Source organism: Streptomyces noursei (genome assembly GCF_016917755.1).
GTDB lineage: Bacteria > Actinomycetota > Actinomycetes > Streptomycetales > Streptomycetaceae > Streptomyces > Streptomyces yunnanensis.
This window is the reverse complement of sequence record NZ_CP070326.1, coordinates 2,433,413-2,453,142: the sequence shown is the minus strand read 5'-3', so window position 1 is coordinate 2,453,142 and position 19,730 is coordinate 2,433,413. Positions and strand designations below refer to the sequence as shown.

The following is a 19,730-nucleotide window of genomic DNA, read 5'->3' as shown; positions in this document are numbered from 1 at the left end:
TGTCAGTGGGGTGGCATAGGCTCCGTAGGCGTGGAGCCCGACCTGTTCACCGCCGCCGCGGAAGACCGTCAGGAGAAGGACCCAGCGGGGTCCCCTCTCGCCGTACGCATGCGCCCCCGCACCCTCGACGAGGTCGTCGGGCAGCAGCATCTGCTCAAGCCCGGCTCGCCGCTGCGGCGGCTGGTCGGCGAGGGCGCGGGAGGACCGGCGGGCCCGTCGTCGGTGTTCCTGTGGGGCCCGCCCGGCATCGGCAAGACGACCCTGGCGTACGTCGTCAGCCAGGCGACGAACAAGCGCTTCGTCGAGCTCTCCGCGATCACGGCCGGCGTCAAGGAGGTCCGGGCGGTCATCGACGGCGCCCGCCGCGCCTCGGGCGGCTACGGCAAGGAGACCGTCCTCTTCCTCGACGAGATCCACCGCTTCAGCAAGGCCCAGCAGGACTCCCTGCTGCCCGCGGTGGAGAACCGCTGGGTGACGCTGATCGCCGCCACCACCGAGAACCCGTACTTCTCGGTGATCTCCCCGCTGCTCTCCCGCTCCCTGCTGCTGACCCTCGAACCGCTCACCGACGACGACCTGCGGGGCCTGCTGCGCCGGGCGCTGACCGACGAGCGCGGGCTCGGCGGGGCGGTCACCCTCCCCGAGGACTCCGAGGCCCATCTGCTGAGGATCGCGGGCGGCGACGCCCGGCGGGCGCTCACGGCCCTGGAGGCGGGCGCCGGATCCGCGCTGGCCAAGCGGGAGCAGGAGATCACCCTCCAGACGCTGGAGGAGGCGGTGGACCGCGCGGCGGTGAAGTACGACCGGGACGGCGACCAGCACTACGACGTCGCCAGCGCCTTGATCAAGTCCATCCGCGGCTCCGACGTGGACGCCGCGCTGCACTATCTGGCGCGGATGATCGAGGCGGGGGAGGACCCGCGGTTCATCGCCCGCCGCCTGATGATCTCGGCCAGCGAGGACATCGGCCTGGCCGACCCGACGGCGCTGCAGACGGCGGTGGCCGCCGCCCAGGCGGTGGCGCTGATCGGCTTCCCCGAGGCCCGGATCACGCTGAGCCAGGCCACCATCGCGCTCGCCCTCGCCCCGAAGTCGAACGCCGCGTATCTGGCGATAGACGCCGCGCTGGCGGACGTCCGGGCCGGCAAGGCCGGGCCGGTGCCCGCCCACCTGCGCGACAGCCACTACAAGGGCGCCCAGAAGCTCGGTCACGGTCAGGGCTATCAGTACCCGCACGACCTGCCGGGCGGCATCGCGGCCCAGCAGTACGCCCCGGACGCGGTGCACGGCACGCGCTACTACACCCCCACCCGGCACGGCACCGAGGCGCGCTACGCCGATGTCGCCGAGCGGGTGCGGGCCCGGCTGCGCGGCGAGAGCGGCGGCGACTGACCGGCCGGGGTCGGGCCGGGCGGTCAGCTCGCCGCGGCCTCGAAGAGGACGTGCATCGCCCGGCGCAGCTCGACGATGTCCCGGACCGGCTGGGGGAAGTCGAAGCGGGCGTCGAAGGTCCGCCGGTCGCCATCGGTGAAGCGGACCCGCAGCCCGAAGCGGTCCAGGCCCACCGGCACGGCCCGGTCGCGCAGCCCGCAGACCTCGCCGCGCTCGCCGAGCAGCGCGCACAGCCCGCGCACCTGCTCGGCGTGGGCCGCGTGCAGGTGCTGGAGCAGCTCCGCCTCGTGGGCGACCAGCGGGTCGGGTGCCGCGGCGGCGAACTCCTCCGGTTCGAAGGACTCCGCGCCCCACAGGTCGTCCACCGCACCCTCGCCGACCTCCAGGCGCAGCAGCATCCAGGCGGGCCGCCCGTAGAGGCCCGGTGCCGGGTCCGGTGCCAGGGCCTCGTCGATGCCCAGCAGCTCGCCGACCGGGTGCCGCTCGGCGAGCAGCATCGCAGCCCGGGCGCGCTGCTCGTTGCGCACGGGGGTGAGCCAGCCGGCCACCCAGGCCCGGCCGCGGATCCGGTGGGGCACCGAAACCGGCGCCACATCCGTGATCTCCATCACGGCGGGAAGGTCGTCGTCCTGGGCGTGCGCGGCGGCCCGAGCGGCCGCGGAACCCCCAGGAACCAAGAGCAGCACGTCTCCTTCGGGCGTCACGGTCCGGCAGACGGGAGCCGAGAGGCCGGTCTCGTCGGAATCCTCGACTCCGGGGATGTCCAGCGACGCCATACCATGGGAGTCGACGAGAGTTCGTACGCGCTCAGCCGCCGAGGGCCGCTGGGCGTCTTCCACGGGACGCGGCTGACCCGTCCCGGTGCGGTCTGCGCCGGGCAGGTGGATCCCAGGTCGAAACATGCGTTCTCCTCGCGCTAAGGTAAGCCTCACCTAACTTACATGGAGGAACGTTCCACGTGAACCAGTCGCGTCCCAAGGTCAAGAAGTCCCGCGCGCTCGGCATCGCGCTGACGCCGAAGGCCGTCAAGTACTTCGAGGCCCGTCCCTACCCGCCCGGCGAGCACGGCCGTGGCCGCAAGCAGAGCAGCGACTACAAGGTCCGACTGCTGGAGAAGCAGCGTCTGCGCGCTCAGTACGACATCAGCGAGCGCCAGATGGTCCGTGCCTACGACCGCGCTCGGAAGGTCGAAGGCAAGACGGGCGAGGCCCTGATCGTCGAGCTTGAGCGCCGTCTGGACGCGCTCGTCCTGCGTTCCGGCCTGGCCCGGACCATCTACCAGGCCCGCCAGATGGTCGTCCACGGCCACATCTCGGTCAACGACCGCAAGGTCGACAAGCCGTCCTTCCGCGTCCGCCCCGGCGACGTCGTGATGGTCCGCGAGCGCAGCCGCGAGAAGCACCCCTTCCAGGTTGCCCGTGAGGGTGGCTACGCCACCGACGGCGAGACCCCGCGCTACCTGGAGGTCAACCTCCAGGCGCTGGCGTTCCGCCTGGACCGGGACCCCAACCGCAAGGAGATCCCGGTGATCTGCGACGAGCAGCTCGTCGTCGAGTACTACGCCCGCTGATCCACTCGGCCGGCGCACCGCCCAGCCCGCCGGCTCCCCCTCCACTCGTGGACGGGGAGCCGGCGGGCCGGCGCGTTTCCGGGGCGGTGATCCGTGCCTCCCGGGCTGCCGATCCGGCGGTCAACTCCCTTCCAGCGCACGGGAGTTCAGGGGTGGTCGAGTCCCGTTCCCGGTGGCTGCGCGCGGCCGCCGCCGTGCCGGACCGTCCGGTGAGGAGCGATGGCCGCACCCCGCGACGGTGGGCGGCGCCGCCGCGCGAGGCGCCGCACGCCCGACGGAGCGTGGTCGCATCGCAACGGACCGTGCGCTCCCCCCTCTTGGCGACCCGGACGGGAACGGCGACGCGGTACGGACGGACAGTCACGGCGCGATAAGGTCAAGGTTGCCGTTCGAGCAGGACGAGACCAGACCAGAGCAGACCAGTCGGAGTGTGGTGCCAGCGTGTCCGGTGGAGAGGTGGCCGGGATCCTCGTGGCCGTCTTCTGGGCGATCCTCGTGTCGTTCCTCGCCCTCGTGCTGGTGAGGCTCGCACAGACCCTCAAGGCGACCACCAAGATGGTGACCCAGGTGTCCGAGCAGGCCGTTCCGCTCCTCGCCGACGCGTCCGAGACCGTCCGCTCCGCGCACACCCAGCTCGCCCGCGTCGACGCCATCGCCGCCGACGTCCAAGAGGTCACCGCCAACGCCTCGGCGCTCTCCTCGACCGTCTCCTCCGCCTTCGGCGGGCCGCTGGTCAAGGTCGCCGCGTTCGGCTACGGCGTACGGCGTGCGATCGGCAAGAAGGGCCTGCCCGAGCCGGACCGCACCGTCGTCGTCGGCCGCACCCTGCCCGGCGCCCGCCGCGGTGGGCGCCGCTCCCGTCGCTCCAAGGACTGATCACCGCGATGTTCCGCCGTGCATTCTGGTTCACCACCGGCGCCGCCGCCGGGGTGTGGGCCACCAACAAGGTCCACCAGAAGCTGCGCAAGCTGCAGCCCGACAGCCTCGCCGCGCAGGCCGCGGACAAGGCCGTCGAGACCGGACACCGGCTGCGTCAATTTGCATTGGACGTACGGGCCGGAATGGCGGACCGTGAAGAGCAACTGCACGACGCCCTCGGGCTCGCGGAGCCCACCGAGGTGCGCGAGCTGCCGGCACCGCGCCGCGCGGTGCCTCACCTGCCCTACCGAACCACGAGAACACCCGGCCTGACCGGACCGACCGGAAATGAGGACCACTGATGGAGTCGGCTGAAATCCGCCGCCGCTGGCTGCGCTTCTTCGAAGAGCGCGGGCACACCGTCGTGCCGTCGGCGTCGCTCATCGCGGACGACCCGACGCTGCTCCTGGTCCCGGCGGGCATGGTCCCCTTCAAGCCGTACTTCCTCGGCGAGGTCAAGCCCCCGTTCAAGACCGCCACCAGCGTCCAGAAGTGCGTCCGCACGCCGGACATCGAAGAGGTCGGCAAGACCACCCGGCACGGCACGTTCTTCCAGATGTGCGGCAACTTCTCCTTCGGCGACTACTTCAAGGAAGGCGCCATCAAGTACGCCTGGGAGCTGCTGACGACTCCCGTGGCGGAGGGCGGCTACGGCCTGGAGCCCGAGAAGCTCTGGATCACCGTCTACCTGGACGACGACGAGGCCGAGCGCATCTGGCACGAGGTCGTCGGGGTGCCCAAGGAGCGCATCCAGCGCCTGGGCAAGAAGGAGAACTACTGGTCCATGGGCGTCCCGGGCCCCTGCGGCCCGTGCTCGGAGATCAACTACGACCGGGGCCCCGAGTTCGGCGTCGAGGGCGGCCCGGCCGTCAACGACGAGCGCTACGTGGAGATCTGGAACCTGGTCTTCATGCAGTACGAGCGCGGCCAGGGCATCGGCAAGGAGGACTTCGAGATCCTCGGCGAGCTGCCGTCGAAGAACATCGACACCGGCCTCGGCCTGGAACGCCTCGCCATGATCCTGCAGGGCGTGCACAACATGTACGAGACCGACACCCTCCGCGTGGTCATCGACAAGGCCGGCGAGCTCACCGGCGTCCGCTACGGCGCCGCCGTCGACTCCGACGTCTCGCTGCGCGTGGTCGCCGACCACATGCGCACCTCCACGATGCTCATCGGCGACGGCGTCACCCCCGGCAACGAGGGCCGCGGCTACGTCCTGCGCCGCATCATGCGCCGCGCCATCCGCAACATGCGCCTGCTCGGCGCCACCGGCCCGGTCGTCGGTGACCTGCTCGACGTGGTCATCCGGGCGATGGGGCAGCAGTACCCGGAGCTTCTGGAGGACCGCAAGCGGATCGAGACGGTCGCCCTCGCCGAGGAGGCCGCCTTCCTCAAGACCCTCAAGGCCGGCACCAACATCCTCGACAGCGCGGTGACCGAGACCAAGGCCGGCGGCGGCACGGTGCTCGCCGGCGACAAGGCGTTCCTGCTCCACGACACTTGGGGCTTCCCGATCGACCTCACCCTCGAAATGGCCGCCGAGCAGGGCCTGTCGGTGGACGAGGACGGCTTCCGCCGCCTGATGAAGGAGCAGCGGGAGCGCGCCAAGGCCGACGCCCAGGCCAAGAAGCACGGCCACGCCGACATGTCGGCGTACCGCGAGATCGCCGACACCTCCGGCTCCTCGGTCTTCACCGGCTACACCGACACCGAGGGCGAGTCCACCGTCGTCGGCCTGGTGGTCAACGGCGCCTGCGCCCCGGCCGCCCACGAGGGCGACGACGTCGAGGTCGTGCTGGACCGCACGCCGTTCTACGCCGAGGGCGGCGGCCAGCTCGCCGACACCGGCCGCATCAAGCTGGACAACGGCGCCGTCGTCGAGGTGCGCGACGTCCAGCAGCCGGTCCCCGGCGTCACCGTCCACAAGGGCGTGGTGCAGGTCGGCGAGGTGGTGCTCGGCTCCGCCGCGTACGCCGGCATCGACATCCAGCGCCGCCGGGCCATCGCCCGCGCCCACAGCGCCACCCACCTCACCCACCAGGCGCTGCGCGACGCCCTGGGCCCGACGGCCGCCCAGGCCGGTTCGGAGAACTCCCCGGGCCGCTTCCGCTTCGACTTCGGTTCGCCGACGGCCGTGCCCGGCTCGGTCCTCACCGACGTCGAGCAGAAGATCAACGACGTCCTGGCCCGTGAACTCGACGTGCACGCCGAGGTCATGAGCATGGACGAGGCCAAGAAGCAGGGCGCCATCGCCGAGTTCGGCGAGAAGTACGGCGAGCGGGTCCGCGTGGTCACCATCGGTGACTTCTCCAAGGAGCTGTGCGGCGGTACGCACGTCCACAACACCGCCCAGCTGGGCCTGGTGAAGCTGCTCGGCGAGTCCTCCATCGGCTCCGGCGTGCGCCGCGTCGAGGCCCTGGTCGGCGTGGACGCCTACCGCTTCCTGGCCCGTGAGCACACCGTCGTCTCGCAGCTCACCGAGCTGGTCAAGGGGCGCCCCGAGGAACTGCCGGAGAAGATCTCCGGTGTCCTGGCCAAGCTGAAGGACGCCGAGAAGGAGATCGAGAAGTACCGCGCGGAGAAGGTGCTGCAGGCCGCGGCCGGGCTGGCCGAGGGCGCCAAGGACGTCCGCGGGGTGGCCCTGGTCGCCGCCCGGGTCCAGGACGGCACCTCCGCCGACGACCTGCGCAAGCTGGTCCTCGACGTGCGCGGCCGGATCCAGGGCGACCGCGCCGTCGTGGTGGCCCTGTTCACCGTGGCGGGCGGCCGCCCGCTGACCGTCATCGCCACCAACGAGGCTGCCCGCGAGCGCGGCATCAAGGCCGGCGACCTGGTCCGCACCGCGGCCAAGACGCTCGGCGGTGGCGGCGGCGGCAAGCCGGACGTCGCCCAGGGCGGCGGGCAGAACGCCGCCGCGGTGCCCGAGGCCGTCGAGGCCGTCGAGCGCCTCGTGGCCGAGGCGGCCTGACGGCCGTGAGTGAGATGCGACGCGGCCGCCGCATCGCCGTGGATGTCGGGGACGCCCGGATCGGGGTCGCCTCGTGCGACCCCGACGGGGTCCTCGCCACCCCCGTCGAGACTGTGCCGGGGCGGGACGTCCCGGCGGCGCACCGGCGGCTCAAGGCGATCGTCGAGGAGTACGAGCCGCTCGAAGTCGTGGTCGGCCTGCCCCGCTCCCTCAGTGGGGGAGAGGGGCCGGCCGCGGCCAAGGTCCGGGCGTTCGCCCAGGAACTCGCCGGGAACATCGCCCCCGTCGGGGTCCGGTTGGTCGACGAGCGGATGTCGACGGTCACCGCGACCCACGGGCTGCGGGCCTCCGGCGTCCGCAGCAAGAAGGGCCGCTCGGTGGTCGACCAGGCCGCCGCGGTGGTCATCCTCCAGAGCGCGTTGGAGACCGAACGGACCTCCGGGCGGCCGCCCGGGGAGCACGTCGAAGTGGTCATCTGATCGCGGTACGGTAACGTTCCGCGCGTTGTGGCGGCGGTTCGAACAGCCGCGCGTGCAAGTAGAGGCGGAACGGTACGTCAGGCGCTGCCCGGATGGAGCGCCCCGCCTCGCGGCTCTAGGGGATCGATGACCGAGTATGGCCGGGGCTACGGCTCCGAACCGTGGCATCCCGACGACCCGCTCTACGGAGACCGGGGTCAGTACGGAAGCCAGGATCAGCAGCCACAGTGGGCCGGACAGCAGCCCGCCGGGTATCCCCAGGAGCAGTACCCCCACCAGCAGCACCAGCAGCACCAGCAGCACCAGCAGCACCAGCAGCACCAGCAGCACCAGCAGCACCAGCAGCACCAGCAGCACCAGCAGCACCAGCAGCACCAGCAGCACCCGCAGCACCCGCAGCACCCTCAGCAGTACCCGGCGGGCCACGGCGGCTGGGACGGCACCCAGCAGCCGGGCGGCCAGGGGTCGTACGACCCGTACGACCCCTACGCGCAGCACCCGCAGGCCGACCCTTACCTCCAGCCGGGCCAGGACTACCGGGCCCCGCAGCACCCCGGCCAACAGCACCCCGGCCAGCACTACGCCGGCCAGGAGTACTACGCCGGCCACGACGGCTATGCGCTCGACGGGACCCAGCAGATGCCCGCCCAGCCGCCGGCCCCGCAGCACGGGATGCCGGAGCAGACCCCGGCGGACCCGCACCGACAGCCTTACGGACAGGCCCCGCACCCGCAGCACCCGCAGACCGGCCCGCACCACGACGAGCCGCGCGCCGGCGACGACTGGCGGGCGGCACCGGACGCCGACGAGCTGGAGCCGCGCGCCCCGGAGCGGGACCACCCGTTCTTCGCCGACGACCCGGACGCCGAGGACGACGGCCACGACGACGAGGACGACCGGCAGTCCGGCCGCGATCGCCGGGGCCGGAAGAACAAGAACAAGAAGAACAAGCGGCGCAGCGGTACCGCCTGCCTGGTCGTGACCCTCGCCCTGACCGGTGTCGTCGGCGGCGTCGGCTACTTCGGCTACGACTTCTTCATGCGCCACTTCGGCTCGTCCCCCGACTACGAGGGCGAGGGCAGCGGCGAGGTCCAGGTGGACATTCCGGACGGGGTGCCGCTCTCCGAGATGGGTACGATCCTCGCCCGCGACGGCGTGATCAAGAGCGCCGGCGCGTTCACCGAGGCGGCCCGTGACAACAAGAAGGCGCAGAGCCTCCAGCCCGGGACGTACACGCTGCGCAAGCAGATGTCGGCGGCGTCCGCCATCGACCTCATGCTGGATCCCAAGAGCCGCAACGGTCTGACGATCCGGGAGGGCCTGCGGTCCAGCGCGGTCTACGAGCTGATCGACAAGAAGCTCAAGCTCACGACGGGCACCACCAAGGAGATCGCGCACAGCCAGGCCAAGAACCTCGGCCTGCCGTCCTGGGCCGGCGACTCCCCGAAGATCAAGGACCCGCTGGAGGGCTTCCTCTACCCCTCGACGTACAGCGTCGGCGATCACGCCAAACCCGCGGACGTGCTCAAGCAGATGATCTCGCGGGCCACCCAGGAATACCAGAAGTACGATCTCGAAACGAACGCCAAGAAGTTCCATCTGGATTCTCCGCTCCAGCTCATCACCGTCGCCAGCCTCACCCAGGCCGAGGGCATGACGCACGATGACTTCCGAAAGATGGCGGCCGTCGTCTACAACCGACTGGCCCCGACAAACACCGCCACGAACCAGAAGCTGGAATTCGACTCGACGTTCAACTACCTCAAGAACCAGAGCAAGATCAATATCAGTACGAAGGAGATCCGGAACTTCGACGACCCCTACAACACGTACTTCTACCGGGGGTTGCCGCCCGGTCCGATCGGAAACCCCGGCGCGGACGCGCTGAAGGCGACGATCAATCCGGACGACTCCGAGAAGTGGCTCTACTTCATCTCGGTGGACGGCAAGAAGACGGACTTCACCACCAACTACGCCGACCACTCGAAGCTCGTCCAGGAATTCAACAAGCGGCAGCAAGAACAGAAGCAGAACGGAAACTGAAGGCCGACCGGTGTCCCACAGCCCCGAGCACAAGAAGGCGGCGGTCCTCGGATCGCCCATCGCGCACTCCCTCTCGCCGGTGCTGCACCGCGCCGCCTACGACGAACTCGGTCTGACCGGCTGGGAGTACGGCCGGTACGAGGTCGACGAGGCTGCCCTGCCCGCGTTCCTGGAGAAGCTCGGCCCCCAGTGGGCGGGCCTGTCGCTGACCATGCCGCTCAAGCGCGCGGTGATCCCGCTGCTGGACGAGATCAGCCCCACCGCGGCCTCCGTGGAGGCGGTCAACACCGTCGTGTTCACCCCCGACGGGCGCCGGCGCGGCGACAACACCGACATCCCCGGCATGCTCGCCGCGCTGCGCGAACGCGGCGTCCAGCAGGTCGAGCGGGCCGCCGTGCTCGGCGCCGGCGCCACCGCTTCCTCGGCGCTGGCCGCGCTCGCCCGGATCTGCACCGGCGAGGTCACCGCGTACGTCCGCAGCGCGGCGCGCGCCGACGAGATGCGCGGCTGGGGCGAGCGGCTGGGGGTCCCGGTCCGCACCGCCCTCTGGGACGACGCCGCCGCGGCCTTCGAGGCACCGCTGGTCATCGCGACCACCCCGGCGGGCAGCACCGACCCGCTCGCCGCCGCCGTCCCCGACCGGCCGGGCACCCTCTTCGACGTGCTCTACGAGCCCTGGCCGACCGCGCTGGCCGCCGCCTGGGCAGACCGCGGCGGCGCCGTCGTCGGCGGTCTGGACCTCCTGGTCCACCAGGCCGTCCTCCAGGTCGAGCAGATGACCGGCCGGGCGCCGGCGCCGCTCGCCGCGATGCGCCGGGCCGGCGAGTCGGCGCTCGCGGCCCGCTGACCGGTCGCTTCGGTCCGCACCCTGGACGGCGCGCCACACGACCGGTGCGACGTGGGAGGATCAGGGGAGACCGTACGCGGATGAGCAGCATATGAGCAGTACTGAGGAGCACCGTTGAGCAGGTTGCGCTGGCTGACGGCGGGGGAGTCGCACGGCCCCGCACTCGTGGCGACGCTGGAGGGCCTTCCCGCCGGCGTGCCGATCACCACGGAGATGGTGGCGGACGCCCTGGCCCGCCGCCGGCTCGGCTATGGCCGCGGTGCCCGGATGAAGTTCGAGCAGGACGAGGTCACCTTCCTCGGCGGCGTGCGGCACGGCCGGACGCTGGGCTCCCCGGTGGCAATCATGGTCGGCAACACCGAGTGGCCCAAGTGGGAGCAGGTCATGGCCGCCGACCCGGTGGACGAGGCGGAGCTGGCCGCGCTGGCCCGCAACGCCCCGCTGACCCGGCCCCGCCCCGGCCACGCCGACCTCGCCGGCATGCAGAAGTACGGCTTCGACGAGGCCCGCCCGATCCTGGAGCGCGCCTCCGCCCGCGAGACCGCGGCCCGGGTCGCCCTGGGCACCGTCGCCCGCTCCTTCCTGAAGGAGACGGCCGGCATCGAGATCGTCTCGCACGTCGTCGAGCTGGCCTCGGCCAAGGCCCCCTACGGCGTCTACCCCACGCCCGCCGACGTCGAGAAGCTGGACGCCGACCCGGTGCGCTGCCTGGACGCCGACGCGTCGAAGGCGATGGTCGCCGAGATCGACCAGGCCCACAAGGACGGCGACACGCTCGGCGGCGTCGTCGAGGTGCTGGCCTACGGCGTGCCGGTCGGCCTCGGCTCGCACGTCCACTGGGACCGCCGGCTGGACGCCCGGCTGGCCGCCGCCCTCATGGGCATCCAGGCCATCAAGGGCGTCGAGGTCGGCGACGGCTTCGACCTGGCGCGGGTGCCCGGCTCCCAGGCGCACGACGAGATCGTCGCCACCGACGAGGGCATCAGGCGCGCCTCCGGCCGCTCCGGCGGCACCGAGGGCGGCCTGACCACCGGTGAACTCCTGCGCGTCCGGGCCGCGATGAAGCCGATCGCGACCGTGCCGCGGGCGCTGGCGACGATCGACGTCACCACCGGCGAGGCCACCAAGGCGCACCACCAGCGCTCCGACGTCTGCGCGGTCCCGGCCGCCGGCATCGTCGCCGAGGCGATGGTGGCGCTGGTGCTGGCCGACGCGGTGGTGGAGAAGTTCGGCGGCGACAGCGTGCCGGAGACCCACCGCAACGTCCGGAGCTTCCTCGACAACCTGGCGATCAAGTGACCGCGCCCGTCGTCGTGCTGGTCGGCCCGCCCGGGGCCGGCAAGTCCACCGTGGGCGCGCTGCTGGCCGAGCGGCTCGGCGTCGGCTACCGCGACACCGACGCCGACATCGTCGTCACCGCCGGCAAGCCGATCGCCGAGATCTTCATCGAGGACGGCGAGGGGCACTTCCGCGAGCTGGAGCGGGAGGCGGTCCGCACCGCCCTCGACACCCACCCCGGCGTGCTGTCGCTCGGCGGCGGCGCGATCATGGACGACGGCACCCGGAAGCTGCTGACCGGCCTGCCGGTGGTCTTCCTGGACGTCGAACTCGCCGACGCCGTCAAGCGGGTGGGGCTGGACGCGCCCCGCCCGCTGCTCGCGGTCAACCCGCGCAAGCAGTGGCGCGAGCTGATGGAGCGGCGCCGCCCGCTCTACACCGAGGTCGCCCGGGCCGTGATCGCCACCGGGGACCGCACCCCCGCGGCCGTCGCCGACGCGATCGTGGCCGCTTTGGAGCTACGGCCGGCCGCGGAGCCCGCGCGCCCCGCCGGCAGGGAGGAACAGGCATGACGGAGCACGCCACCCGCATCCAGGTCGGCGGTACCGCCGGCACCGATCCGTACGAGGTCCTCGTCGGGCGGCAGCTGCTGGGCGAACTCCCCGGCCTGATCGGCACCGGAGCCCGCCCGTCGCCCGCCGCCACCCCAGGCGGAGGCTCCCCCGGTCTCCGACCGGGGGGACCCCCACCGCGCCACAGTGTCCAACGCGTCGCCGTGCTGCACCCCGAGGCGCTGGCCGCCACCGGCGAGGCGCTGCGCGAGGACCTGGCCGCGCAGGGCTACGAGGCGATCGCCATCCAGCTGCCCAACGCCGAGGAGGCCAAGACCGCCGAGGTCGCCGCCTACTGCTGGAAGGCGCTCGGCCAGACCGGCTTCACCCGCACCGACGTGATCGTCGGCGTGGGCGGCGGCGCCACCACCGACCTCGCCGGCTTCGTCGCCGCGACCTGGCTGCGCGGAGTGCGCTGGATCGCCGTTCCGACCACCGTCCTGGGCATGGTGGACGCCGCGGTCGGCGGCAAGACCGGCATCAACACCGCCGAGGGCAAGAACCTCGTCGGTGCCTTCCACCCGCCGGCCGGGGTGCTGTGCGACCTGGCCGCGCTCGACAGCCTCCCGGTCCACGACTACGTCTCCGGGCTGGCCGAGGTCATCAAGGCCGGCTTCATCGCCGACCCGGTGATCCTCGACCTGATCGAGGCCGACCCGGAGGGCGCCAAGCGCCCCGACGGCCCGCACACCGCCGAGCTGATCGAGCGGGCCATCCGGGTCAAGGCCGAGGTGGTCTCCGCCGACCTCAAGGAGTCCGGCCTGCGGGAGATCCTCAACTACGGCCACACCCTGGCCCACGCCATCGAGAAGAACGAGCGCTACAACTGGCGGCACGGTGCCGCGGTCTCCGTCGGCATGGTCTTCGCCGCCGAACTCGGCCGGATCGCCGGCCGGTTGGACGACGCCACCGCCGACCGGCACCGCGCCGTCCTGGCCTCCGTCGGACTGCCGCTGAGCTACCGCGGCGACCAGTGGCCCAAGCTGCTGGAGACCATGAAGGTCGACAAGAAGTCCCGCGGCGACCGGCTCCGCTTCATCGTCCTGGACGGCCTGGCCAAGCCGGTCGTCCTGGAGAGCCCGGACCCGGCGATGCTGCTCGCCGCGCACGCGGAGATCGCCTCATGAGCCGCCGGGTGCTGGTCCTCAACGGTCCCAACCTGGGCCGGCTGGGCTCCCGCGAGCCCGACGTCTACGGCGCCACCTCCTACGCCGGGCTGGTCGCCGAGTGCGCCCGGCTCGGCAAGGAGCTGGGCCTGGAGACCGAGGTCCGGGAGACCAACGACGAGGGCGAGATGGTCCGCTGGCTGCACGAGGCGGCCGACGGCTCCCTCCCGGTCGTCATCAACCCCGGTGCCTTCACGCACTACTCGTACGCGATGCGGGACGCGGCGGCCCAGCGGACCGCCCCGCTGATCGAGGTGCACATCTCCAACCCGTACGCCCGCGAGGAGTTCCGCCACACCTCGGTCATCGCGGCCGTCGCCAGCGGCACCGTCGCCGGCTTCGGCATCGGCTCGTACCGCCTCGCGCTGCGCGCCCTCGCCGAGGAACTGGACGCCTGACCGGCGCGTCGGCCACACACCCGTCCCCTCGGCCGTTCATTCGACGGACGCCGGGGGTAGGGACACCTTCCGGCAGCCGCCGGGGGAGTACGGTTCACCGCAGCACCGCCCGGCGGTGGGGCACCAACGGCCCGTGCCCGCCCCGTAGTTGCCGCCACGGCGCACCGGGCCGCCCTGCCCGGTGCGCCGCCCCGCACCACGTCGACCGCACGAGACGGAGAGCCACCGGATGCAGTACGCAGTGGGGGCTCCGCTGCCACCGCCCCGCGGCCCGCTTCACACCCAAGGCGCCGGCATGAGCATGAACTGGACGCCGCACCCCGGCCAGCCCCACCCGCCCGGCGCGCCGCACGCCCCCGCGGTCCCGCCGCCGCCTCCCGCCCCGCCGGTGCCAGCCGCCCCGGGCCAGGGCGGCTGGCCCGCCCCCGCACCCCACCAGGCCCCGCCCGCCGCGCCGCACCCGAGCTCGCCCACCCCGCACAGCGGGGACATCACCGGCCACATCCAGCTGCCCCCCGGCGCCCTCGTCCCGGTGCCCAGCAACGCCACCCCGGACGCCGCGCACGCCGCCGTCGCGGTGCTGCTGATCGGCCCGGCCGGCGCCGGCAAGACCAGCGTCGCCCGGCACTGGGCCGACACCCGGCGGGTGCCGACCGCGCACATCAGCCTGGACGACGTCCGGGAATGGGTCCGGGCCGGTTTCGCGGACCCGCAGTCCGGCTGGAACGACCACTCCGAGGCGCAGTACCGGCTCGCCCGCCGCACCTGCGGCTTCGCCGCCCGCAACTTCCTCGCCAACGGCATCTCCTGCATCCTCGACGACGCGGTCTTCCCGGACCGCCCGGTGGTCGGCCTCGGCGGCTGGAAACGCCACGTCGGCCCCGGCCTGCTGCCGATCGTGCTGCTCCCGGGCCTGGAGGTCGTCCTGGAGCGCAACGCCCGGCGCACCGGCAACCGCCGCCTCTCCGACGAGGAAGTGGCCCGGATCCACGGCCGGATGGCCGGCTGGTACGGCTCCGGTCTGCCGATCATCGACAACTCCCAGCACGACGTCGCCACCACCGTGCGGGCCCTCGACGAGGTCGTCGCCCGCGGCCTCGCCAGCCCGCCCAGCTGGTAGCCGGTCCCGTCCCCCGGCCGGCCGTCTCGAACGGCCGCCCGGGGAGAGCGGTCGTACGCTGGCGATATGTCCGAGTTGTACGCAGTCCGACGCGCGCAGCTGCGCGACCGCTGCGCCGCAACCGGAAGTACCGCCGCCCTGATCTCCCGTCCCGCCAACGTCCGCTATCTCACCGGCTGCACCCCACCCGGCGCCGCCCTGCTGCTCGGCCCCGGCGGCCCCGGCGGCCCCGGCTGCGATGTTCTGGTCTGCTGCCGTCCGCTGACCGGTGACCCCACCGAGGGGCGGCCCGCCGACGACGTACGGGTCACGGTGCTGCCCGCCCGCGACACCGACCCCGTCGTGGCCGCCGCCGGCCTGGCCGCCAAGGCGGGCGCGGAGGTCCTGGCCGTCGAGGAGCACCACCTCACCGTCACCCGCCACCGGGCGCTGTCCCAGGTCGCCCCACGGATGCGGCTCGCCGACCTGGCCTGCGCCGTCGAGGCGCAGCGGCTGGTGAAGGACGACGACGAGATCGCCTGTCTGCGGATCGCCGCAGAGATCAGCGACCAGGCGCTGGGCGAGCTCCTGGAGTCGATCCTGGTCGGCCGCACCGAGCGGCACCTCGCGCTCGAACTGGAGCGCCGCCTGGTCGACCACGGCGCGGACGGCCCGGCCTTCCCCACCTCCGTCGCCACCGGCCCGAACTCCGGGCGCGCCGGGCACCTGCCCACCGACCGGCGCGTCGAGGAGGGCGACTTCCTGACCGTCGGGCTGGGCGCGAACTACCGCGGCTACCGCTGCGAGATCGGCCGGACCTTCGTCATCGGCACCACCCCGGCGGACTGGCAGATCGAGCTGTACGACCTGGTCTTCGCCGCCCAGAAGGCCGGTCGGGAGGCGCTGGCGCCGGGCGTGGAGTGCCACGAGGTGGACCGGGTGACCCGTCTTATCCTGGAGACGGCGGGGCACGGCGACGGCCTCGGACCGTGGACCGGGCACGGTGTCGGACTCGAAATCGACGAGGACCCTCAGTTGTCACCCGGCGCCATGGGTAAACTGGACGCTTGCGTGCCGGTCACCGTCGAGCCAGGGGTCCACATCCCGGGCCGTGGGGGTGTCCGGATCGACGACACCCTCGTCGTCCGCCCCGAGGCGGACGGCGGACCCGAGCTACTCACGATCACGACCAAGGAGCTGCTCGCCCTGTGAGCCACCGGGCTCGCTGCGGGCGGTTCCTCGGTATCCACCACCTGTAGTCCAGGAGATTCCGCAACCGTGGCTTCCACGAACGACCTCAAGAACGGCATGGTGCTCAAGCTCGAAGGCGGCCAGCTCTGGTCCGTCGTCGAGTTCCAGCACGTCAAGCCCGGTAAGGGCCCGGCCTTCGTCCGTACCAAGCTCAAGCACGTGCTCTCCGGCAAGGTGGTGGACAAGACCTTCAACGCCGGCACCAAGGTCGAGACGGCGACCGTCGACAAGCGGGGCATGCAGTTCTCGTACATGGACGGCGACTACTTCGTCTTCATGGACATGGACACCTACGACCAGCTGCACATCGACCGCAAGACCGTCGGTGACGCCGCCAACTTCCTGCTCGAGGGCTTCGAGGCCGTCGTCGCGCAGAACGAGGGCCAGGTCCTCTACGTCGAGCTGCCGGCCGCCGTCGAGCTGGTCATCAAGGAGACCGAGCCGGGCCTCCAGGGCGACCGCTCCACCGGTGGCACCAAGCCCGCCACGCTGGAGACCGGCTACGAGATCCAGGTCCCGCTCTTCATCACCACCGGTGAGAAGATCAAGGTCGACACCCGTACCGGCGACTACCTCGGCCGGGTGAACAGCTAACCGTGGCTGCCCGCACGAAGGCCCGTAAGCGCGCCTTCCAGATCCTCTTCGAGGCCGACCAGCGCGGTGCCGATGTGCAGTCCGTGCTCGCGGACTGGATGCGCCATGCCCGGACCGACCCCCGGCAGCCGCCGGTGCACGAGTACACCCTGGAACTGGTCGAGGGGTACGCGGACCACGTCGCCCGCATCGACGAGCTGATCTCCACCTACTCGGTCGACTGGGACCTGGACCGGATGCCGGCGGCCGACCGCTCCATCCTGCGGCTCGGGGCCTACGAGCTGTTGTGGGTGGACGGCACGCCGGACGCGGTGGCGATCGACGAGGCCGTGCAGCTGGCCAAGGAGTTCTCCACGGACGACTCGCCGTCCTTCGTCAACGGCCTGCTGGCCCGGCTCAAGGAGCTGAAGCCGGGGCTGCGCCGCGAGGAGACGCGCTGATCCGGTCGTACGGCCGCTGATCGGCTTGAGACCCGAGGCACCGAACGGGCCCGGAGCGATGACGACATCGCTCCGGGCCCGTTCGTCTGCCAAGCGCTCGTCCGCGCCTCGCCCCGCGTGCGTCCGTATCCGAGCGCCCCGGGGGCCGTGACAGCCCCGGATACGCCGACCGCCGCCCCGGGCAGCCCGGAGCGGCGGTACGTTTCTGCTGGTGAAGCGAAGGGGGCGAGACTGCTCAGATCTCCTCGTGCTGCACGGCCCGGCGGGCATCCGCGTCCAGCACGCCCCAGCTGATCAGCTGCTCGGTGAGCACCGAAGGCGACTGGTCGTAGATCACCGCGAGGGTGCGCAGGTCGTCCTGGCGGATCGAGAGGACCTTGCCGTTGTAGTCCCCGCGCTGACTCTGGATGGTGGCGGCATAGCGCTGGAGCGGGCCGGCCTTCTCCTGCGGTACGTGGGCCAGGCGCTCCAGGTCCAGCACGAGCTTCGGCGGCGGCTCTGCGGCGCCGCCCGGCGTCGTGCCCGGCAGCAGCTCCTGCACCGGCACGCCGTAGAAGTCCGCGAGCTCCGCGAGGCGCTGGACGGTCACGGCACGGTCGCCGCGCTCGTACGACCCCACGACCACGGCCTTCCACCGGCCCTGGGACTTCTCCTCGACGCCATGGAGAGAGAGGCCCTGCTGGGTACGGATGGCGCGGAGCTTGGCCCCGAGCTGTTTAGCGTATTCGCTGGACATAAAGCTCCCCAGACGGCTGTATCGACATGCGGCTCCGCCGCGTGGCTGGTAACTCACTGTGAGGTTACGCAGCGTAATCTGACTTCGTCAAGCCGAATGGGGCAGACCATCACCCGTCAGGGGGGCGTACGGGTCCCCGAGGGCCTCCTGATAGCCTGAACCTCGTAATTCCGACGTCCTTTAAAGTCCGTCCCGTGAGGCGGAGAAGGAGGTCCGTTTCGTATGGACGCACGCAGTTCCGACTCGCGCACGCAAGCTCCCGCCCGGCCGGTGCTCGAAGGCCCCGACATCGCGCGGATGCTGACCCGTATTGCCCACGAAATCGTCGAGCGCGCCAAGGGCGCGGACGATGTGGTGCTGCTGGGAATCCCCACCCGCGGCGTATTCCTCGCCCGGCGGCTGGCCGCCAAGCTCGAGGAGATCACCGGTCGCGCCATTCCGGTCGGCTCGCTCGACATCACGATGTACCGCGACGACCTCCGCCTGGGCCCGGCGCGCACGCTGGCCCGCACGGAGATCCCCACTGACGGCATCGAGGGCCGGCTGGTCCTCCTCGTCGACGACGTCCTCTTCTCCGGACGCACCATCCGCGCCGCTCTGGACGCCCTGGGTGACATCGGGCGCCCGCGTGCCGTGCAGCTCGCGGTCCTGGTCGACCGCGGCCACCGAGAGCTGCCGATCCGCGCCGACTACGTGGGCAAGAACCTCCCCACGTCGCTGCGGGAGGCGGTCAAGGTCCAGCTCACCGAGGAGGACGGCCGCGACGCCGTGCTGCTCGGCCTGCGCTCCGCTCCGTCCCGCCCCGGCTCCGACGCCGCGTCCTCGGCGGCCGAGCAGACCGTCCCGGCCGACGAGCGCTAGCGCACGCGCGTACGGACCCGGTGGCCCCGGGCCCGCACCCATGCCTGCTCAACGGACATTCCCGTACACCTCCCTCACACCCGGAGAGAACCGGATGAAGCGTCACCTCATCTCGGCCGCCGATCTCACGCGGGACGACGCCGTGCTGATCCTCGACACCGCCGAGGAAATGGCCCGGGTCGCCGACCGGCCGATCAAGAAGCTCCCCGCCCTGCGCGGACGCACCGTCTGCAACCTCTTCTTCGAGGACTCGACCCGGACCCGGATCTCCTTCGAGGCCGCCGAGAAGCGGCTCTCCGCGGACGTCATCAACTTCGCCGCCAAGGGTTCCAGCGTCTCCAAGGGCGAGTCGCTCAAGGACACCGCCCAGACCCTGGAGGCGATGGGCGTCGACGCCGTCGTCATCCGGCACGGCGCCTCCGGCGCCCCCTACCGGCTGGCCACCTCCGGCTGGATCGACGCCCCCGTGATCAACGCCGGCGACGGCACACACCAGCACCCCACCCAGGCCCTGCTGGACGCCTTCACCATGCGGCGCCGGCTCGTCGGCCCGGACGCCGGGCTCGGCCAGGACCTCGCCGGGAAGCGCATCACCCTCGTCGGCGACGTCCTGCACAGCCGCGTCGCCCGCTCCAACGTCGACCTGCTGCACACTCTCGGCGCCGAGGTCACCCTCGTCGCGCCGCCCACCCTGGTGCCGGTCGGCGTCGAGACCTGGCCGTGCGAGGTCTCCTACGACCTCGACAGCGTGCTGCCCAAGTCCGACGCCGTGATGATGCTGCGGGTGCAGCGCGAGCGGATGAACGCCGCCTTCTTCCCGACCGAGCGCGAGTACTCGCGCCGCTACGGCCTGGACGGCGACCGGATGGCGCGGATGCCCGAGCACGCCATCGTGATGCACCCCGGCCCGATGGTTCGTGGCATGGAGATCACCGCCGAGGTCGCCGACTCCGACCGCTGCACGGTCATCGAACAGGTCGCCAACGGCGTCTCCATCCGGATGGCCGTCCTCTACCTGCTGCTCGGCGGCAACGAGCCCGCCCTCACCAACCCCCGTACCGAGGAGAAGTAAGACC

At 71.9% G+C, this 19,730-nt stretch carries 20 protein-coding genes; 18 read left to right on the top strand and 2 right to left on the bottom strand.

Going from position 1 to position 19,730, the window contains the following annotated elements; all coding sequences use genetic code 11:
* Positions 1–30: 30 nt before the first annotated feature.
* On the top strand, positions 31–1,392 hold the full coding sequence (locus tag JNO44_RS10805; RefSeq protein WP_205363405.1) for a replication-associated recombination protein A: 1,362 nt from the start codon (positions 31–33) through the stop codon (positions 1,390–1,392).
* Positions 1,393–1,415: 23 nt separating this feature from the next.
* Here JNO44_RS10805 and JNO44_RS10800 read toward each other — a convergent pair whose 3' ends face one another.
* Complete coding sequence (locus tag JNO44_RS10800) at positions 1,416–2,168, bottom strand: DUF2470 domain-containing protein (protein WP_205363403.1); 753 nt, start codon at positions 2,166–2,168, stop codon at positions 1,416–1,418.
* 182 nt (positions 2,169–2,350) lie between these two features.
* Here JNO44_RS10800 and rpsD point away from each other — a divergent pair, with 182 nt between their 5' ends.
* The 15 genes from rpsD (at position 2,351) to nusB (ending at position 17,057) form a co-directional block, all read left to right on the top strand.
* Positions 2,351–2,962 (top strand): 30S ribosomal protein S4, encoded by a 612-nt coding sequence (gene rpsD / locus JNO44_RS10795; protein WP_039638011.1) that lies wholly within the window; start codon positions 2,351–2,353, stop codon positions 2,960–2,962.
* Between the two features lie 441 nt (positions 2,963–3,403).
* Positions 3,404–3,838 carry a DUF948 domain-containing protein gene (locus JNO44_RS10790; RefSeq protein ID WP_229921457.1) on the top strand — a complete coding sequence of 145 codons (435 nt, stop codon included), beginning with the start codon at positions 3,404–3,406 and terminating at the stop codon, positions 3,836–3,838.
* An 8-nt stretch (positions 3,839–3,846) separates the two neighbouring features.
* Positions 3,847–4,182 carry a DUF6167 family protein gene (locus tag JNO44_RS10785; protein WP_039638013.1) on the top strand — a complete coding sequence of 112 codons (336 nt, stop codon included), beginning with the start codon at positions 3,847–3,849 and terminating at the stop codon, positions 4,180–4,182.
* Entirely contained in the window at positions 4,182–6,851 is a 2,670-nt protein-coding gene (gene alaS / locus JNO44_RS10780) for an alanine--tRNA ligase (RefSeq protein ID WP_205363401.1), read from the top strand. The genes JNO44_RS10785 and alaS overlap by 1 nt, the downstream gene beginning before the upstream one ends.
* A gap of 14 nt (positions 6,852–6,865) precedes the next feature.
* Positions 6,866–7,330 (top strand): Holliday junction resolvase RuvX, encoded by a 465-nt coding sequence (ruvX, locus tag JNO44_RS10775; protein WP_205369667.1) that lies wholly within the window; start codon positions 6,866–6,868, stop codon positions 7,328–7,330.
* 126 nt (positions 7,331–7,456) lie between these two features.
* Positions 7,457–9,373: an endolytic transglycosylase MltG gene (mltG, locus tag JNO44_RS10770; RefSeq protein ID WP_205363399.1), complete on the top strand. Its 1,917-nt coding sequence runs from the start codon at positions 7,457–7,459 to the stop codon at positions 9,371–9,373.
* A gap of 10 nt (positions 9,374–9,383) precedes the next feature.
* Complete coding sequence (locus tag JNO44_RS10765) at positions 9,384–10,220, top strand: shikimate dehydrogenase (RefSeq protein ID WP_205363398.1); 837 nt, start codon at positions 9,384–9,386, stop codon at positions 10,218–10,220.
* A gap of 114 nt (positions 10,221–10,334) precedes the next feature.
* The gene (gene aroC / locus JNO44_RS10760) at positions 10,335–11,519 is read left to right on the top strand and encodes a chorismate synthase (protein ID WP_205363396.1); all 1,185 of its coding nucleotides are present in this window, start codon (positions 10,335–10,337) and stop codon (positions 11,517–11,519) included.
* The gene (locus JNO44_RS10755) at positions 11,516–12,070 is read left to right on the top strand and encodes a shikimate kinase (RefSeq protein WP_205363394.1); all 555 of its coding nucleotides are present in this window, start codon (positions 11,516–11,518) and stop codon (positions 12,068–12,070) included. The genes aroC and JNO44_RS10755 overlap by 4 nt, the downstream gene beginning before the upstream one ends.
* Positions 12,067–13,236: a 3-dehydroquinate synthase gene (aroB, locus tag JNO44_RS10750; RefSeq protein WP_205363392.1), complete on the top strand. Its 1,170-nt coding sequence runs from the start codon at positions 12,067–12,069 to the stop codon at positions 13,234–13,236. Before JNO44_RS10755 ends, aroB begins: the two co-directional genes overlap by 4 nt.
* A complete protein-coding gene (aroQ, locus tag JNO44_RS10745) occupies positions 13,233–13,673 on the top strand; it encodes a type II 3-dehydroquinate dehydratase (protein ID WP_039638021.1) in 441 nt (146 codons plus the stop codon). The genes aroB and aroQ overlap by 4 nt, the downstream gene beginning before the upstream one ends.
* A gap of 229 nt (positions 13,674–13,902) precedes the next feature.
* On the top strand, positions 13,903–14,793 hold the full coding sequence (locus tag JNO44_RS10740) for a Pro-rich N-terminal domain-containing protein (RefSeq protein ID WP_205363391.1): 891 nt from the start codon (positions 13,903–13,905) through the stop codon (positions 14,791–14,793).
* 66 nt (positions 14,794–14,859) lie between these two features.
* Positions 14,860–15,984: an aminopeptidase P family protein gene (locus tag JNO44_RS10735; RefSeq protein WP_205363390.1), complete on the top strand. Its 1,125-nt coding sequence runs from the start codon at positions 14,860–14,862 to the stop codon at positions 15,982–15,984.
* Positions 15,985–16,050: 66 nt separating this feature from the next.
* Positions 16,051–16,617 (top strand): elongation factor P, encoded by a 567-nt coding sequence (gene efp / locus JNO44_RS10730; protein ID WP_016572352.1) that lies wholly within the window; start codon positions 16,051–16,053, stop codon positions 16,615–16,617.
* Positions 16,618–16,619: 2 nt separating this feature from the next.
* Positions 16,620–17,057, top strand: coding sequence for a transcription antitermination factor NusB (gene nusB / locus JNO44_RS10725; protein ID WP_039638025.1), 438 nt, complete (start codon positions 16,620–16,622; stop codon positions 17,055–17,057).
* Positions 17,058–17,292: 235 nt separating this feature from the next.
* Here the strand turns inward: nusB and bldD are convergent, their stop codons facing one another.
* Positions 17,293–17,793, bottom strand: coding sequence for a transcriptional regulator BldD (gene bldD, locus JNO44_RS10720; protein ID WP_018539834.1), 501 nt, complete (start codon positions 17,791–17,793; stop codon positions 17,293–17,295).
* A 222-nt stretch (positions 17,794–18,015) separates the two neighbouring features.
* Here bldD and pyrR point away from each other — a divergent pair, with 222 nt between their 5' ends.
* Positions 18,016–18,654 carry a bifunctional pyr operon transcriptional regulator/uracil phosphoribosyltransferase PyrR gene (gene pyrR, locus JNO44_RS10715; protein ID WP_039638028.1) on the top strand — a complete coding sequence of 213 codons (639 nt, stop codon included), beginning with the start codon at positions 18,016–18,018 and terminating at the stop codon, positions 18,652–18,654.
* Positions 18,655–18,748: 94 nt separating this feature from the next.
* Positions 18,749–19,726 (top strand): aspartate carbamoyltransferase catalytic subunit, encoded by a 978-nt coding sequence (locus JNO44_RS10710; protein WP_205363389.1) that lies wholly within the window; start codon positions 18,749–18,751, stop codon positions 19,724–19,726.
* Positions 19,727–19,730: the final 4 nt, after the last annotated feature.

Excerpts from the sequence above, each read along its gene's own strand:
- mltG (WP_205363399.1), top strand. The coding sequence starts at position 7,457 with ATGACCGAGTATGGCCGGGGCTACGGCTCCGAACCGTGGCATCCCGAC.
- aroQ (WP_039638021.1), top strand. The coding sequence starts at position 13,233 with ATGAGCCGCCGGGTGCTGGTCCTCAACGGTCCCAACCTGGGCCGGCTG.
- aroB (WP_205363392.1), top strand. The coding sequence starts at position 12,067 with ATGACGGAGCACGCCACCCGCATCCAGGTCGGCGGTACCGCCGGCACC.
- JNO44_RS10800 (WP_205363403.1), bottom strand. The coding sequence starts at position 2,168 with ATGGCGTCGCTGGACATCCCCGGAGTCGAGGATTCCGACGAGACCGGC.
- bldD (WP_018539834.1), bottom strand. The coding sequence starts at position 17,793 with ATGTCCAGCGAATACGCTAAACAGCTCGGGGCCAAGCTCCGCGCCATC.
- JNO44_RS10740 (WP_205363391.1), top strand. The coding sequence starts at position 13,903 with ATGCAGTACGCAGTGGGGGCTCCGCTGCCACCGCCCCGCGGCCCGCTT.
- alaS (WP_205363401.1), top strand. The coding sequence starts at position 4,182 with ATGGAGTCGGCTGAAATCCGCCGCCGCTGGCTGCGCTTCTTCGAAGAG.
- JNO44_RS10735 (WP_205363390.1), top strand. The coding sequence starts at position 14,860 with ATGTCCGAGTTGTACGCAGTCCGACGCGCGCAGCTGCGCGACCGCTGC.
- ruvX (WP_205369667.1), top strand. The coding sequence starts at position 6,866 with ATGCGACGCGGCCGCCGCATCGCCGTGGATGTCGGGGACGCCCGGATC.
- pyrR (WP_039638028.1), top strand. The coding sequence starts at position 18,016 with ATGGACGCACGCAGTTCCGACTCGCGCACGCAAGCTCCCGCCCGGCCG.
- JNO44_RS10710 (WP_205363389.1), top strand. The coding sequence starts at position 18,749 with ATGAAGCGTCACCTCATCTCGGCCGCCGATCTCACGCGGGACGACGCC.
- JNO44_RS10785 (WP_039638013.1), top strand. The coding sequence starts at position 3,847 with ATGTTCCGCCGTGCATTCTGGTTCACCACCGGCGCCGCCGCCGGGGTG.